The following is a 13,717-nucleotide window of genomic DNA, read 5'->3' as shown; positions in this document are numbered from 1 at the left end:
AATGGAGACCCCCACGTTCATGGCAGGCGGCAAGAGCCTGCAGATGCCGAGTTCGCGCTACATCCTGCCGAGCTTCGAAGAGCGCACGGCCTACGGCTACAAGCGCCAGGACCCGTACGCGAAGCTGTTCGAAGACCGCATCATCTTCCTCGGCGTGCAGGTCGACGACGCGAGCGCCGACGACATCATGGCCCAGCTGCTCGTGCTCGAGAGCCAGGACCCCGACCGCGACATCGTCATGTACATCAACTCGCCCGGCGGCTCCTTCACGGCCATGACGGCGATCTACGACACGATGCAGTACATCCGCCCGGAGATCATGACGGTCGTGTTGGGCCAGGCGGCTTCTGCGGCTGCCGTGCTGACGGCGGCCGGCACGCCGGGCAAGCGCCTCGCGCTTCCGAACGCCCGCATCCTGATCCACCAGCCGGCGATCGGCGAGGCAGGCCACGGCCAGGCATCCGACATCGAGATCCAGGCTGCTGAGATTCTGCGCATGCGCACCTGGCTGGAGGAGACGCTGGCGAAGCACTCGAACCGCAGCCAGGAAGAGGTCAACAAGGACATCGACCGCGACAAGATCCTGTCCGCGGCCGAGGCCCTCGACTACGGCCTCATCGACCAGGTCCTGACCAGCCGCAAGCAGGTTCAGGCCGCGCTCACCAAGTAGGGCGCCGAGTAACACTCCGGGGCCGACATCGCGCAGATCCCTGCCGATGTCGGCCCCTCGCGTTAGGCTCGACGCAAGGCAGCCCGCCCTGATCTGACGGGGCTGTGTTTCATGAAGGGGATTTCGAATGGCACGCATCGGAGAGAGCGCCGACCTGCTGAAGTGCTCCTTCTGTGGAAAGAGCCAGAAGCAGGTCGTGCAGCTGATCGCCGGTCCCGGCGTGTACATCTGCGATGAGTGCGTCGAGCTCTGCAACGAGATCATCGAAGAGCGCATGGCCGACGCCGAGGCGGGCAGCTCCGGCGAGTTCGAGCTTCCGAAGCCCAAAGAGATCTACAGCTTCCTCGAGGAATACGTCATCGGCCAAGACGCCGCGAAGAAGGCTCTCGCCGTCGCCGTCTACAACCACTACAAGCGTGTGCGCGCACGCAACGCCATCGGGCCGGCCGACGTCAAGGCCGACGAGGTCGAGATCGCGAAGTCCAACATCCTGCTGATCGGGCCCACCGGCTGCGGCAAGACGTATCTGGCGCAGACGCTCGCGAAGCGGCTGAACGTGCCGTTCGCGGTCGCCGACGCTACCGCGCTCACCGAGGCGGGCTACGTCGGCGAAGACGTCGAGAACATCCTCCTCAAGCTGATCCAGGCCGCCGACTACGACGTCAAGCGCGCAGAGACCGGCATCATCTACATCGACGAGGTCGACAAGATCGCGCGCAAGGCCGAGAACCCGTCGATCACGAGGGATGTCTCGGGCGAAGGCGTGCAGCAGGCGCTCCTGAAGATCCTCGAGGGCACGGTGGCTTCCGTTCCGCCGCAGGGCGGCCGCAAGCATCCGCACCAGGAATTCATCCAGATCGACACGACGAACGTGCTGTTCATCGTGGCCGGCGCGTTCGCCGGGCTCGAAGAGATCATCTCGGCCCGCGCGGGCAAGAAGGGCATCGGCTTCGGCGCCCCGCTGCACTCGAAGGGCGACGACCTCAACCTCTTCAGCGAGGTCCTTCCCGAAGACCTGCATAAGTTCGGCCTCATCCCCGAATTCATCGGGCGCCTTCCGGTCGTCACCACCGTGACGCCGCTCGACCGCGAGGCGCTGATCCAGATCCTCACCGTGCCGAAGAACGCGCTCGTCAAGCAGTACCAGCGCATGTTCGAGCTCGACGGCGTCGAGCTGGCCTTCGAGCAGGGCGCACTCGAGGCGATCGCCGATCTGGCCGTGCTGCGGCAGACGGGTGCTCGCGGCCTGCGCGCCATCATGGAAGAGGTGCTCGGGCCGGTCATGTTCGAGGTGCCGTCGACCGACGAGGTCGCGCGGGTCGTCATCACCCGAGAGGCCGTCGAGTCCAACGCGGCCCCGACGATCGTCCCTCACCGCAGTTCGCGGCGCGAAGAGAAGACCGCCTGAGCGCGGTCTCTCCTCAGCTCGTCGTGCGCCGCCGGCGCGCGGCGGACTGCCCAGTGATCGTCAGCTGGGTGCCCGACGCGCACGCGCTGTATCTCTTCGCCGGTCCGCAGCCGACGTGGCCGTTCACCGTCGAGCAGCTGCGCGCCTACGAACAGCGCGACGGCCACGGTGCCTGGGTGGTCGTCGACGACGGCGGCCGCGTGATCGGCCAGTTCGAGCTGACCATCACCGGCACGTCGGCGTGGCTCAGTCGCGTCATCATCGATCCGGCGCAGCGGCGCAGAGGTCTCGCGCGCGTCCTTGTTGGCCGCGCGATCGAGGGGGCGCGCTCGCGCGGCGCGACGGAAATCGGCCTTAAGGTGATCGCCGGCAACGACGCGGCCATCCGAAGCTACGTCGCTGCCGGGTTCCACGACACCGGGGACGCCGAGCGCCTGGACGTGGTCGCCATGCGCCTTCAACTGCGCTGAACGGTCACCACTGCGCTGCGCGCCATGCCGCCTGGAGCAGCAGTGACCGTTCGAAGCAGATGCGAAGCGGGTCAGTCAAGGAGGCCGCGGCGCTTCAGCAGCGGCTCGAGCTCAGCAGGGCGGCCGCGAAAGTCGACGTAAGCCTCGATCGGGTCCTTCGTTCCGCCGACGCCGAGCAGGCGCGCGCGGAAGCGATCGCCGTTCTCGCGGGTGAGGCCGCCGTTCTCTTTGAACCACTCGACCGTGTCGGCGTCGAGCACCTCGCTCCAGATGTACGAGTAGTACTGCGCGTCGTAGCCGCCCGAGAAGGTGTGGGCGAAATACGTGCTCTGATAGCGCGGAGGAACCGGCGCGAAGTCGAGCCCGACGCCGGCGAGGGCGGATGCCTCGAACGACGCGACGTCGATGACGGCATCCGCCTGCTCGGGCGTCAGCACGTGCCAGGCCTGGTCGAGCAGCGCGGCGCCGAGGTACTCGCTCGTCGCGAAGCCCTCGTTGAAGGTCTCTGAGGCGGTGATGCGGTCGACGACGTCCTGGGGGATGGGCTCGCCGGTCTGGTAGTGCTTGGCGTAGTTGGCCAGCACCTCAGGCCACAGCATCCACATCTCGTTCACCTGCGACGGGAACTCGACGAAGTCGCGGTGCACGCTCGTGCCTGCGAAGCGCGGGTAGACGGCGTGGCCGAACAGCCCGTGCAGCGCGTGCCCGAACTCGTGGAACAGCGTGTGCACCTCGTCGAAGGTCAGCAGCGTCGGCTCGCCGGGGGCCGGCTTCGGCACATTGTGGTTGTTCACGACGACGGTGGTCGGCTCGCCCAGCAGCTCTGACTGGTCGACGAGGCTGTTCATCCATGCCCCACCGCGCTTCGAGTCGCGCGTGTAGAGGTCGTAGAGGAACAGGCCGAGCTTCGACCCGTCTTCGTTGAAGACCTCGAAGACGCGCACGTCGGGGTGGTAGCCGACCAGGTCCGGGCGCTCGGTGAAGCTCAGGCCGTAGAGCTTGTTCGCGGCAAAGAACACGCCGTCATGCAGCACGCGCTCCGCCTCGAAGTACGGGCGCAGTGCGGTCGTGTCGACGTCGTACTCGGCGACACGCACCTTCTCGGTCCAGAAGTCCCAGTCGGCGGCCGCGACCGGCGCACCCGCGGTCGCCTCGAGCGCTTCGTGCTCGCGCCGCGCGTTGCGGGCGGCGGCGGGCGCGAGCTTGCCGAGCATCTCGGCGACGTTGGCAGCGCTGCCGGCGGTCTGGGCGGCCGTGACGAAGTCCGCGTGGCTGGCGAAACCGAGCAGCTGCGCGCGGCGCGCACGCAGGCGCACGAGCTCGAGGATGAGCGGCCGGTTGTCGTTCGCGCCGTCACGCGCGCCCCGCGAGCGCGAGGCCGTCATGATGCGGTCGCGCACCTCGGGCCGCGTGAGCGAGGCGAGCCAGGGATGCCCGGTCGGCAGCACCAGCGTGACGAGGTACTTCCCCTCGAGCCCGCGCTCCTTGGCGGCTTCCGCGGCGGCAGACAGCTCGCCGTCACCGAGCCCCTCAAGCTCGGCGGCATCGTCGAAGACGACCGCGAGCTCATTGGTGTCGGCGAGCAGCTGCTTCTCGAACTTGGCCTGGAGGCCGGAGATGCGCTGGTTGAGCTTCGAGAGCTCCGCCTTGGCCTCGTCGTCGAGGCCGGCGCCGGCCAGGGTGAAGTCGGTGTAGTAGCGCTCGACGAGATAGCGCGCCTCCGCGTCGAGATCCGTTCGCGCGTCGAGCCCGTCGCGAACGGCTCGGATGCGCTCGTACAGCGCGGAGTTCAGCTTGATGGCGTCCTCGTGCGCGGCGAGCTCTGGCGCGAGCTCCTCATCGAGGGCGTTGGTGGCGTCCGTCGAGTCGGCGGACGACTTGTTGAAGAAGACGTAGGCGACGCGGCGCAGCGTCTGCCCCGAGCGCTCCAGCGCAACCAGCGTGTTCTCGAACGTCGGCTCGTCGGGGTTCGACGTGATCGCCTCGATCTCGGCGAGCTGCTCGGCGAAGCCGGCGTCGAACGCGGGGCGATAGTGCTCATCGGTGATCTGCGCGAACGGCGGAAGCCGGTAGTCGAGCGTGCTTGCGGTCAGGAGCGGGTTCGAGGCATCCGTCATGTCTCTCACCCTATCCAGGCGCTAGGCCTCGGCCCCGCCATCCGCCCGTGCTTCGAAATCGTTCGAGCTGATCGTGGCGGTCTCGCTGCCCGCGTTGTAGCGGATCACGGTGCCGTCGTCGAGCTCGACGACGGGTTTGCCCTCAAGCCAGGTCAGCGTCCAGCGCCAGGTCGAAGCGTCCACGCCGTCGGCGTCCAGTTCCTCTTCGACGGCCTTGATCGCCCCGAGGACGACTTCGGGCAGAGATGTCGGCGCAGAGGCGCCGACCGGCCAGCGGGTTCCGAGCTGCACTGCGGCCCGCTCAGGCCGGCTGCGGGGTGGTCTGCAACTCGACGTAGGCCGACGACGCTGCCGCACCACCGGCTTCGGCGAGCACGCGGGGCAGTGTCTCACCGTCGGCCTGCGTCCACCTGATCACCGCGGCTCCCTGAGCCGCCGCGGTGTCGCGCACCGCGCGGAAGAGCTCCTGCGCGACCGTGTCCTCTCTCGCGTGAATGGCGTCGATGAACACGCCGGTCTCGCCGAGCAGAGGCCGCGGGAAGGTGTGGAAGTGCACAAGTCCTGTCACGTCGCCGTCCTCATCGAGGGCGATGAGCGACGTCTCAGGGTGGTGCGGATCCGAAAGCCACGTCCACAGCTGCAGGGCTCGCTGCTCCGTCAGCTCGACACCGCGCTCCGACGCGTACCCCTCATACAGACTGAGCCAAGGGAAGAAATCGCTGTCGCGAGCTTCCCGGATTGAAACGGTCATAGCACCCCTCCCGTGGTGACCATAGCGCGAATAGTCCTGATCAGGACAGGTCTCCGAGCTCGGCATCGCGCACGGCGACGGCCTCGCCCTCCGCGTACTCGATGACGCCGATGCGCCCGACCGCCTTCAGGTCGTCCTCGGCCAGACGCAGTGCGGCGAGCTGCTCAGCGGTGCCGGTCAGCGTCACGCGTGTGATCGGCGTCTTCTGCGACACCTTCGCGTCGGTCTTCGTCCGGCGGATTCCGACGAGCGCCTGGCTCGCGACGGCGAGCACCGCAGGGCCGGATTCCGAAACGCCGAGCTCTGCGCTCTTCGGCCACGCGGCGGTGTGCACCGAGCCCTCGTTGAACCAGCTCCAGGTCTCTTCCGTCGCGAACGGGATGAACGGCGCGAACAAGCGGATGAGAGCGCTCAGAGCGAGGCGCAGCGCCGCGACGGCGGATGCCCGGCCTGCAGCGTCCCCGGCACCGTGCGCGCGCTCCTTGACCAGCTCGAGGTAGTCGTCGCAGAACGTCCAGAAGAACGTCTCGGTGACCTCGAGCGCGCGGGCGTGGTCGTATGCCTCGAACGCGGCGGTCGCGTCGGCGATGACCTTGGCGAGTTCGCGCAGCATCGCGGCGTCGAGGTCTGCGGTCACTTCGGCGCCGGTCGTCGCCTCGAAGCCGAGCACGAACTTGGCCGCGTTCAGCACCTTGATCGCGAGCCGGCGGCCGATCTTGATCTGCGTCGGGTTGTTGATGTCGAACGCGGCGTCGGCGCCGAGGCGGCTCGACGCGGCCCAGTAGCGCGTGGCATCCGACCCGTGCTGCTCGAGGATCGCCGCGGGCGTGACCACGTTGCCCTTCGACTTCGACATCTTCTTGCGGTCGGGATCGACGATGAAGCCGGAGATGGCGGCGTGGCGCCACGGCAGCGAGTCGTGCTGCTGCACCGAGCGCAGCAGCGTCGAGAACAGCCAGGTGCGGATGATGTCCTGACCCTGCGGGCGCAGGTCGAACGGGAAGAGCGCCTCGAACAGCTCGGGGTCGCGCTCCCACCCGGCGGCGATCTGCGGGGTCAGCGACGACGTCATCCAGGTGTCCATGATGTCGACCTCGCCGACGAAGCCGCCGGGCACGCCGCGCTGCGACTCGTCGAAGCCGGTGGGCGCGTCGGACGAGGGGTCGACGGGCAGCTGCTCGGCCTCGGGCAGGATCACCTGGTCGAACTGCGTCTCGCCGCTCTCGTCGACGCGGTACCAGACGGGGATCGGCACGCCGAAGAAGCGCTGGCGCGAGATCAGCCAGTCGCCGGCGAGTCCGTTCACCCAGTTCTCGTAGCGCACGCGCATGAAGTCGGGGTGCCAGTCGAGGCTCTTCCCGGCCTCGAGCAGGCGGGCGCGCAGAGCGTCGTCCTTCCCGCCGTTCTTCACGTACCACTGGCGCGTCGAGACGATCTCGAGCGGGCGGTCGCCCTTCTCGTAAAACTTCACCGGGTGCTGGATCGGCTTCACGTCGCCGATCAGCTCGCCCGACTCGGTGAGCAGCTCGACCATGGTCTTCTTCGCGCTGAACACAGTCAGCCCGGCGAGCTTGGCGAACGCCTCGCGGCCCGCATCAGAGGTGATCGCCTCCGGCGCGTCGGCCACGATGCGGCCGTCGAAGCCGATGATCGCGCGGGTCGGCAGCTGCAGCTCGCGCCACCACGTGACGTCGGTGATGTCGCCGAAGGTACAGACCATCGCGATGCCCGTGCCCTTGTCGGGCTGCGCGAGGTGGTGGGCGACGACGGGCACCTCGACGTCGAAGATCGGGGTGCGCACGGTCTTGCCGAAGAGCGGCTGATAGCGCGCGTCGTCGGGGTGCGCCACGAGCGCGACACACGCGGCCAGCAGCTCGGGGCGCGTCGTCTCGATGAACACGTCGCCGCCATTGCCGTCGAGGTCGGGGCCGTGGAAGGCGAGCCGGTGGTAGGCGCCCGGCTGGTCGCGGTCTTCGAGTTCGGCCTGCGCGACGGCCGAGCGGAACGTCACGTCCCACAGCGTGGGCGCCCAGTCCTGATAGGCCTCGCCGCGCTCGACGTTCTTCAGGAAGGCGAGCTGCGAGGCGCGGATCGACTCCGCACCGATGGTGCGGTAGGTCTGCGCCCAGTCGACCGACAGACCCAGCATCCGCCACAGCGCCTCGAACTGCTTCTCGTCCTCTTCGGTGAGGCGCTCGCACAGCTCGATGAAGTCGCGGCGAGAGATCGGCACCTGGTCTGCTGCCTTGCTCGACTTGTTGTCGCCGCCCTCGAACGGCGGCTGGAAGTCGGGCTGGTAGGGCAGCGACGGGTCGCAGCGCACGCCGTAGTAGTTCTGCACGCGGCGCTCGGTCGGCAGGCCGTTGTCGTCCCACCCGATCGGGTAGAAGACGGTCTTGCCCTGCATGCGCTGGTATCGGGCGACGACGTCGGTGTGCGTGTAGCTGAACACGTGGCCGATGTGCAGCGAGCCCGACGCGGTCGGAGGCGGCGTGTCGATCGAGTAGATGCAGGTGCGATCGGATGCCTCAAGCGCGGCCTTGCGGTCGAAGGAGTACGTGCCCGACCGCTGCCAGATCTCACCCCACTTGGACTCGAGGCCTTCCAGGGCGGGCTTGTCAGGGATCGCAGTCATGTCAGGGCCTCGTTCGTCGGTATGTGCGGCACCGCGTCAGAGGGTGCCTGAGTGTGGGATGTAACCGGCAGTCTATCGGTAGACTTGGGGCATCGACTTTGATCCGGCCATCACCGGGGAGTCTTCGGAAGAACGGCTGCACGCCAAGTAGAACCGAACGGGTCGGGCCCGTCATCGCCTAAGAACGAGTGGTTGAGACATCCGTTCTCAACAATCGAGGTGGTACCGCGCGACGTGAGCCGCGTCCTCGTCTGCAGAAGAGACATCGAGGAGCCCCGTTGCCGTACCCCAAGTCCGATGAGCCGGAAGTCGTCTCGAGCCCGCGCTTTCCGGAGATCGAGCAGAAGGTGCTTGCGTTCTGGAAGCAGGACGAGACCTTCAAGGCATCCGTCGATCGGCGCGAGGGCTGCGACGAGTGGGTCTTCTACGACGGCCCGCCCTTCGCCAACGGCCTGCCGCACTATGGCCACCTGCTGACCGGCTACGCCAAGGACCTGTTCCCGCGGTACCAGACGATGCGCGGCAAGCAGGTCAAGCGCGTCTTCGGCTGGGACACGCACGGGCTTCCCGCCGAGCTCGAGGCCGAGCGCCAGCTCGGCATCAACGGCAAGGCCGACATCGAGAAGATGGGCCTCGCCGCGTTCAACCGCGCGGCGCGCGAGTCCGTGCTGCGCTACACCGAGGAGTGGCAGGACTACGTCACCCGCCAGGCGCGCTGGGTCGACTTCGACGGCGGCTACAAGACCCTCGACCTCACCTTCATGGAGAGCGTGCTGTGGGCGTTCAAGCAGCTGCACGAGAAGGGCCTCGCCTATGAGGGCTACCGTGTGCTGCCGTACTGCTGGCGCGACGAGACTCCGCTGTCGAACCACGAGCTGCGCATGGACGACGACGTCTACAAGATGCGCCAGGACCAGACGGTGACGGTCACCTTCCCGCTCGTCGGTGAGAAGGCCGAGTCGCTCGGCCTGACCGCGGTGCGTGCACTCGCCTGGACGACGACGCCGTGGACGCTGCCGACCAACATGGCGCTCGCCGTCGGCCCCGACATCGAGTACGCCGTCGTGCCGGCCGGCCCGAACGGCGCGGCCGACACGCCGGAGGAGGCGGGGGAGTACCTGCTCGCCCGCGAGCTCGTCGGGAACTACGCGAAGGACCTCGGCTACGACGACGCAGCCGCCGCGCTGGCATCCGTCACCCGCACGATCGCGGGCGCACAGCTGGCGGGCGTCCAGTACGACCGGCTGTGGGACTTCTACGCGGATGCCGAGACGTGGGGCACCGGGAACGCGTGGCGCATCCTCGTCGACGACTACGTGACGACCGCCGACGGCACCGGCATCGTGCATCAGGCGCCCGCCTACGGTGAAGACGACCAGCGCGTCTGCGAGGCGAACGGCATCCCCGTCATCGTCTCGGTCGACGACGGCGGCAAGTTCCTCGCCAACGTGACGCCCGTCGCGGGCCTTCAGGTGTTCGATGCCAACAAGCCGCTCACCCAGCTGCTGCGCAGCGAGAACCGCCTGCTGCGCCAGGCCAGCTACGAGCACTCGTACCCGCACTGCTGGCGCTGCCGGAACCCGCTGATCTACAAGGCGGTCTCGAGCTGGTTCGTGAGCGTCACCGAGTTCAAGGACCGGATGATCGAGCTCAACCAGGAGATCACCTGGGTGCCCGAGAACGTGAAAGACGGCCAGTTCGGCAAGTGGCTCGAGGGTGCGCGCGACTGGTCGATCAGCCGCAACCGCTACTGGGGCTCGCCGATCCCCGTGTGGAAGAGCGACGACGCGAACTACCCGCGCATCGACGTCTACGGGTCTCTCGAGGAACTCGAGCGCGACTTCGGCACGCTGCCGCGCAACACCGAGGGCCAGGTCGATCTGCACCGCCCGTTCATCGACGAGCTCACCCGGCCGAACCCCGACGACCCGACCGGCAAGTCGACAATGCGACGCATCAGCGACGTGTTCGACGTGTGGTTCGACTCCGGCTCGATGCCGTTCGCGCAGGTGCACTACCCGTTCGAGAACCGCGACTGGTTCGACACGCACAACCCGGCCGACTACATCGTCGAGTACATCGGGCAGACGCGCGGCTGGTTCTACGTGCAGCACGTGCTGGCGACGGCGCTGTTCGACCGTCCCGCCTTCCGCGCGGCGCTCAGCCACGGCATCGTGCTCGGCTCCGATGGCCAGAAGATGTCGAAGAGCCTGCGCAACTATCCCGACGTCGCTGAGGTGTTCGACCGAGACGGCTCGGACGCGATGCGGTGGTTCCTGATGTCGTCGTCGGTGATCCGCGGCGGCAACCTGATCGTGACGGAAGAGGGGATCCGCTCGGGCGTGCGCGAGCTGCTGCTGCCGCTGTGGAGCTCGTACTACTTCTTCACGATCTACGCGAACGCGAGCGGCTACGAGGCGAAGCGGTCGACGGCGTCGACGAACGAGCTCGACCGCTACATCCTCGCCAAGCTGCGTGAGACGGTCGAGGCCGTCACCGAGCACTTCGACGACCTCGACAGCCCCTTCGCCGCGGCGGCCCTGCGTGACTTCGCCGACGTGCTCACGAACTGGTACGTGCGCCGCTCGCGCGACCGCTTCTGGGAAGGCGGCGCCGAGAACGAGAGCGCATTCGACACGCTGTTCACCGTGCTGGAGACGCTCTGCCGCCTCGCCGCGCCGCTGCTGCCGCTCGTCACCGAGCACGTCTGGCAGGGGCTCACCGGTGGCCGCAGCGTGCACCTCGAGGACTGGCCGAGCGCCGCCGAGTTCCCGGCCGACCACGAGCTGGTCGCAGCCATGGATTCCGTCCGCCAGATCGCCTCGACGGGCCTGTCGCTGCGCAAGGCCAACGGACTGCGCGTGCGGCTTCCGCTTGCGAAGCTCACCGTGGTGGTGCCGGATGCCTCGTCCCTCGGCGCCTTCGAGGGAATCCTGCGTGACGAGCTGAACGTGAAGTCGGTCGAGCTGATCGCCGAGACGGCCACGAGCGCCGACGACTACGGCATCACCCGCCGCCTGTCGGTGAACGCCCGCGCCGCCGGCCCGCGTCTCGGCAAGCAGGTGCAGGAGGCCATCAAGGCCGCCCGCTCCGGCGACTGGAGCGAGCACGACGGCGTCGTGACCGCGGGCGGCATCGCGCTCGAGGCGGGGGAGTACGACCTCGTGCTCGAAGTCGCCCAGAAGGACGACGCCTCGGAAGCGCTCGCGCTGCTTCCCGGCGGCGGCTTCGTGCTGCTCGACACCCACGTGACGCCGGAGCTCGCCGCCGAGGGCACCGCCCGCGACCTGATCCGCAGTGTGCAGGACGCTCGCAAGGCGGCCGGCCTCGAGGTGAGCGACCGCATCAGCCTTCGGCTCGTTCTCGACCGCGAGACGGCCGGCGCCGCTCGCACCCACGCCGAGCTGATCGCCGCCGAGACGCTGGCCGTGCAGTACACGGTCACCGAGGGCGAGCAGGCCATCGAAGTCGAGAAGGTCGAGGTGCCGGCATGACCGACTCCTATCGAGAGGCCGCAGACGCGGCGTACGCCGAACTGCTCGAGCGCGTCGGCGAGGCGAAGCCCGAGCGCCGCCTCGACGCGACCCGGCGCGCCGTCGAGGTGCTCGGCGACCCGCAGAAGGCCTACCCGATCATCCACATCACCGGCACGAACGGGAAGACCTCGACGAGCCGCATCGCCGAGAGCATCCTGCGCGCCTACGGTCTGCGCACCGGCCTGCTCACGAGCCCCCACCTCGAGCGCTTCAACGAGCGCATCCTGATCGACGGCGAGCCGATCAGCGATGAGGCGCTCGCCCGCAACTGGAGCGAGATCAAGCCGTATCTCGAACTGGTCGACCAAGAGCTCGAGGCAGCCGGCCGCCCGCGCCTCACCTTCTTCGAGGCGGTCACCGCGCTCGGCTTCGCCTGCTTCGCCGACGCCCCGGTGGACGTCGCGGTCGTCGAAGTCGGCATGGGCGGCGAATGGGATTCCACGAACGTCGGCGACGGCACCGTGGCGGTCTTCACGCCGATCTCGCTCGACCACATGGCGCAGCTCGGCGGCACGATCGCCGAGATCGCGCACACGAAGGCCGGAATCATCAAGGACGGCGCCACAGTCGTAACCGCGCGGCAGACACCAGAGGCCATGCGCGAGATCGAGGCGGCGGCGGCGAAGCACGGGGCATCCGTCATCGCTCAACCGGCCGAGTTCGATGTGACCGCGACCTCCGTGGCGGTCGGCGGGCAGCTCATCGACGTGCGCGGAACGGCGGGCGCCTACGACGGGCTCACGCTGCCGCTCTACGGCGATCACCAGGCGCAGAACGCGGCGGTCGCGATCGCGGCGGTCGAGGCGTTCATCGGCGGCGGCGAGCACCGGCTCACCTACGAGCTCGTCGAAGAGGGCATCGCGGGGGCGAGCTCGCCCGGCCGCCTGCAGCTCATCGGCACCGAGCCGACCGTGATCGTCGACGCCGCGCACAACCCCGCGGGCGCCGTCACGCTGCGCGCCGCGCTCGAGCGCTACTTCGACTTCGACGAGATCGCCTTCGTGCTCGGGGTGCTCAAAGACAAGGACGCGCACGGCATCGTCGACGCGCTCGGCCCGGTGGCGACCACGGTCATCGTGACGCAGTCGCACTCCGACCGAGCCCGCTCAAGCGAGGACCTCGCCGAGGACATCTACGAGTGGACGCACGAGCACGTCGACGAGGTCGAGGACCTCGGCGAGGCGATCGAGGCCGCCCGTGCCTGGGCGCTCGAGGGCGAGAAGCGCGCGGTCGTCGTCACCGGTTCGATCACGCTCGTCGGCGAGGCGATGGTGCTCGCGGAGCAGCGCGGCTGGAAGGCGGCGCGGCCGGAGGACGTCGAATGAGGCGCGAGCGCGGCATCCGCGAATCGCTCGGCTCGATCGTGCTCGGCTTCGAGCTCATCGTGCTGTTCCTCGGCACGCTCGTCGCCTGGGGCCTGCACAGCGCACCGGCGGCGATCGTCATCGGCGGTGGCGCGTTCCTCATCGTGCTCGCCATCATCGCGATGCTGACGCTGCGCTACCGCTACGGCACCTGGATCGGCTTCGCGGTGCAGGTGCTCGCGATCGTCGCCGGCATCTGGGTGCACATGATGTTCATCGTCGGCGCCCTCTTCCTCGCCATCTGGATCTACGCCATGTACTCGGCCGATAAGGTCGAGCGACTGAAGGCGTCCCGCGCCCAGAACGACCCGCAGCTCAACGAAACGGAGAACCCGCAGTGACCACCCCTGTCGAAGAGACCCTCGTCCTCGTCAAGCCCGACGGCGTCGCCCGCAACCTGACCGGCGAGATCCTGCGCCGCATCGAGGCGAAGGGCTACCAGCTGGTCGACATCCGCCTGGTCGAGGCGGACCTCGAGCTGCTCACCGAGCACTACGCGGAGCACCAGGGGAAGCCGTTCTTCGAGCCGCTGCTCGAGTTCATGCAGTCGGGGCCGATCGTCGCGATCCGCATCGCTGGGCACCGCGTCATCGAGGGCTTCCGTGCGCTCGCCGGCACCACCGACCCGACGACCGCGGCGCCCGGCACCATCCGCGGCGACCTCGGCCGCGATTGGGGCCTCAAGGTGCAGCAGAACCTCGTGCACGGCTCGGACTCGCCCGAGTCGGCCGCGCGCGAGCTCGCGCTCTGGTTCAAGTAACGGGGC

11 protein-coding genes are annotated in these 13,717 nt (G+C 68.3%); 7 read left to right on the top strand and 4 right to left on the bottom strand.

The genetic code is table 11. The features are described 5' to 3' along the window. Position 1: 1 nt before the first annotated feature. The 3 genes from ABD736_RS03335 to ABD736_RS03325 all read left to right on the top strand — a co-directional run bounded on the left by ABD736_RS03335 (position 2) and on the right by ABD736_RS03325 (position 2,548). On the top strand, positions 2–670 hold the full coding sequence (locus ABD736_RS03335; RefSeq protein WP_344790315.1) for an ATP-dependent Clp protease proteolytic subunit: 669 nt from the start codon (positions 2–4) through the stop codon (positions 668–670). A 127-nt stretch (positions 671–797) separates the two neighbouring features. After that, positions 798–2,078 carry an ATP-dependent Clp protease ATP-binding subunit ClpX gene (gene clpX, locus ABD736_RS03330; protein WP_344790314.1) on the top strand — a complete coding sequence of 427 codons (1,281 nt, stop codon included), beginning with the start codon at positions 798–800 and terminating at the stop codon, positions 2,076–2,078. A gap of 68 nt (positions 2,079–2,146) precedes the next feature. After that, positions 2,147–2,548 (top strand): GNAT family N-acetyltransferase, encoded by a 402-nt coding sequence (locus tag ABD736_RS03325; protein WP_344790313.1) that lies wholly within the window; start codon positions 2,147–2,149, stop codon positions 2,546–2,548. A 71-nt stretch (positions 2,549–2,619) separates the two neighbouring features. Here ABD736_RS03325 and ABD736_RS03320 read toward each other — a convergent pair whose 3' ends face one another. From ABD736_RS03320 to valS, 4 genes are read right to left on the bottom strand one after another with little or no spacing between them, the layout of a single operon-like run. Beyond that, entirely contained in the window at positions 2,620–4,665 is a 2,046-nt protein-coding gene (locus ABD736_RS03320; protein ID WP_344790312.1) for a M3 family metallopeptidase, read from the bottom strand. 21 nt (positions 4,666–4,686) lie between these two features. After that, entirely contained in the window at positions 4,687–4,956 is a 270-nt protein-coding gene (locus ABD736_RS03315; protein ID WP_344790311.1) for a hypothetical protein, read from the bottom strand. A gap of 10 nt (positions 4,957–4,966) precedes the next feature. Then, complete coding sequence (locus tag ABD736_RS03310) at positions 4,967–5,416, bottom strand: GNAT family N-acetyltransferase (RefSeq protein WP_344790310.1); 450 nt, start codon at positions 5,414–5,416, stop codon at positions 4,967–4,969. A 40-nt stretch (positions 5,417–5,456) separates the two neighbouring features. Beyond that, positions 5,457–8,051 carry a valine--tRNA ligase gene (gene valS / locus ABD736_RS03305; protein ID WP_344790309.1) on the bottom strand — a complete coding sequence of 865 codons (2,595 nt, stop codon included), beginning with the start codon at positions 8,049–8,051 and terminating at the stop codon, positions 5,457–5,459. A gap of 278 nt (positions 8,052–8,329) precedes the next feature. On the opposite strand from valS, the gene ileS reads away from it, so the two are divergent. Genes ileS through ndk form a run of 4 tightly spaced genes read left to right on the top strand, consistent with a single transcriptional unit; the run spans position 8,330 to position 13,711 of the window. Next, positions 8,330–11,545: an isoleucine--tRNA ligase gene (gene ileS / locus ABD736_RS03300; RefSeq protein WP_344790308.1), complete on the top strand. Its 3,216-nt coding sequence runs from the start codon at positions 8,330–8,332 to the stop codon at positions 11,543–11,545. Then, on the top strand, positions 11,542–12,912 hold the full coding sequence (locus ABD736_RS03295; protein ID WP_344790307.1) for a bifunctional folylpolyglutamate synthase/dihydrofolate synthase: 1,371 nt from the start codon (positions 11,542–11,544) through the stop codon (positions 12,910–12,912). Before ileS ends, ABD736_RS03295 begins: the two co-directional genes overlap by 4 nt. Then, complete coding sequence (locus tag ABD736_RS03290; protein ID WP_344790306.1) at positions 12,909–13,292, top strand: DUF4233 domain-containing protein; 384 nt, start codon at positions 12,909–12,911, stop codon at positions 13,290–13,292. The genes ABD736_RS03295 and ABD736_RS03290 overlap by 4 nt, the downstream gene beginning before the upstream one ends. Beyond that, complete coding sequence (ndk, locus tag ABD736_RS03285) at positions 13,289–13,711, top strand: nucleoside-diphosphate kinase (RefSeq protein ID WP_344790305.1); 423 nt, start codon at positions 13,289–13,291, stop codon at positions 13,709–13,711. The genes ABD736_RS03290 and ndk overlap by 4 nt, the downstream gene beginning before the upstream one ends. Positions 13,712–13,717: the final 6 nt, after the last annotated feature.

Origin of the sequence: Gryllotalpicola daejeonensis (assembly GCF_039538145.1) — a bacterium.
Taxonomy (GTDB): Bacteria; Actinomycetota; Actinomycetes; order Actinomycetales; family Microbacteriaceae; genus Gryllotalpicola; species Gryllotalpicola daejeonensis.
This window is presented reverse-complemented; position numbering and strand designations above follow the sequence as displayed.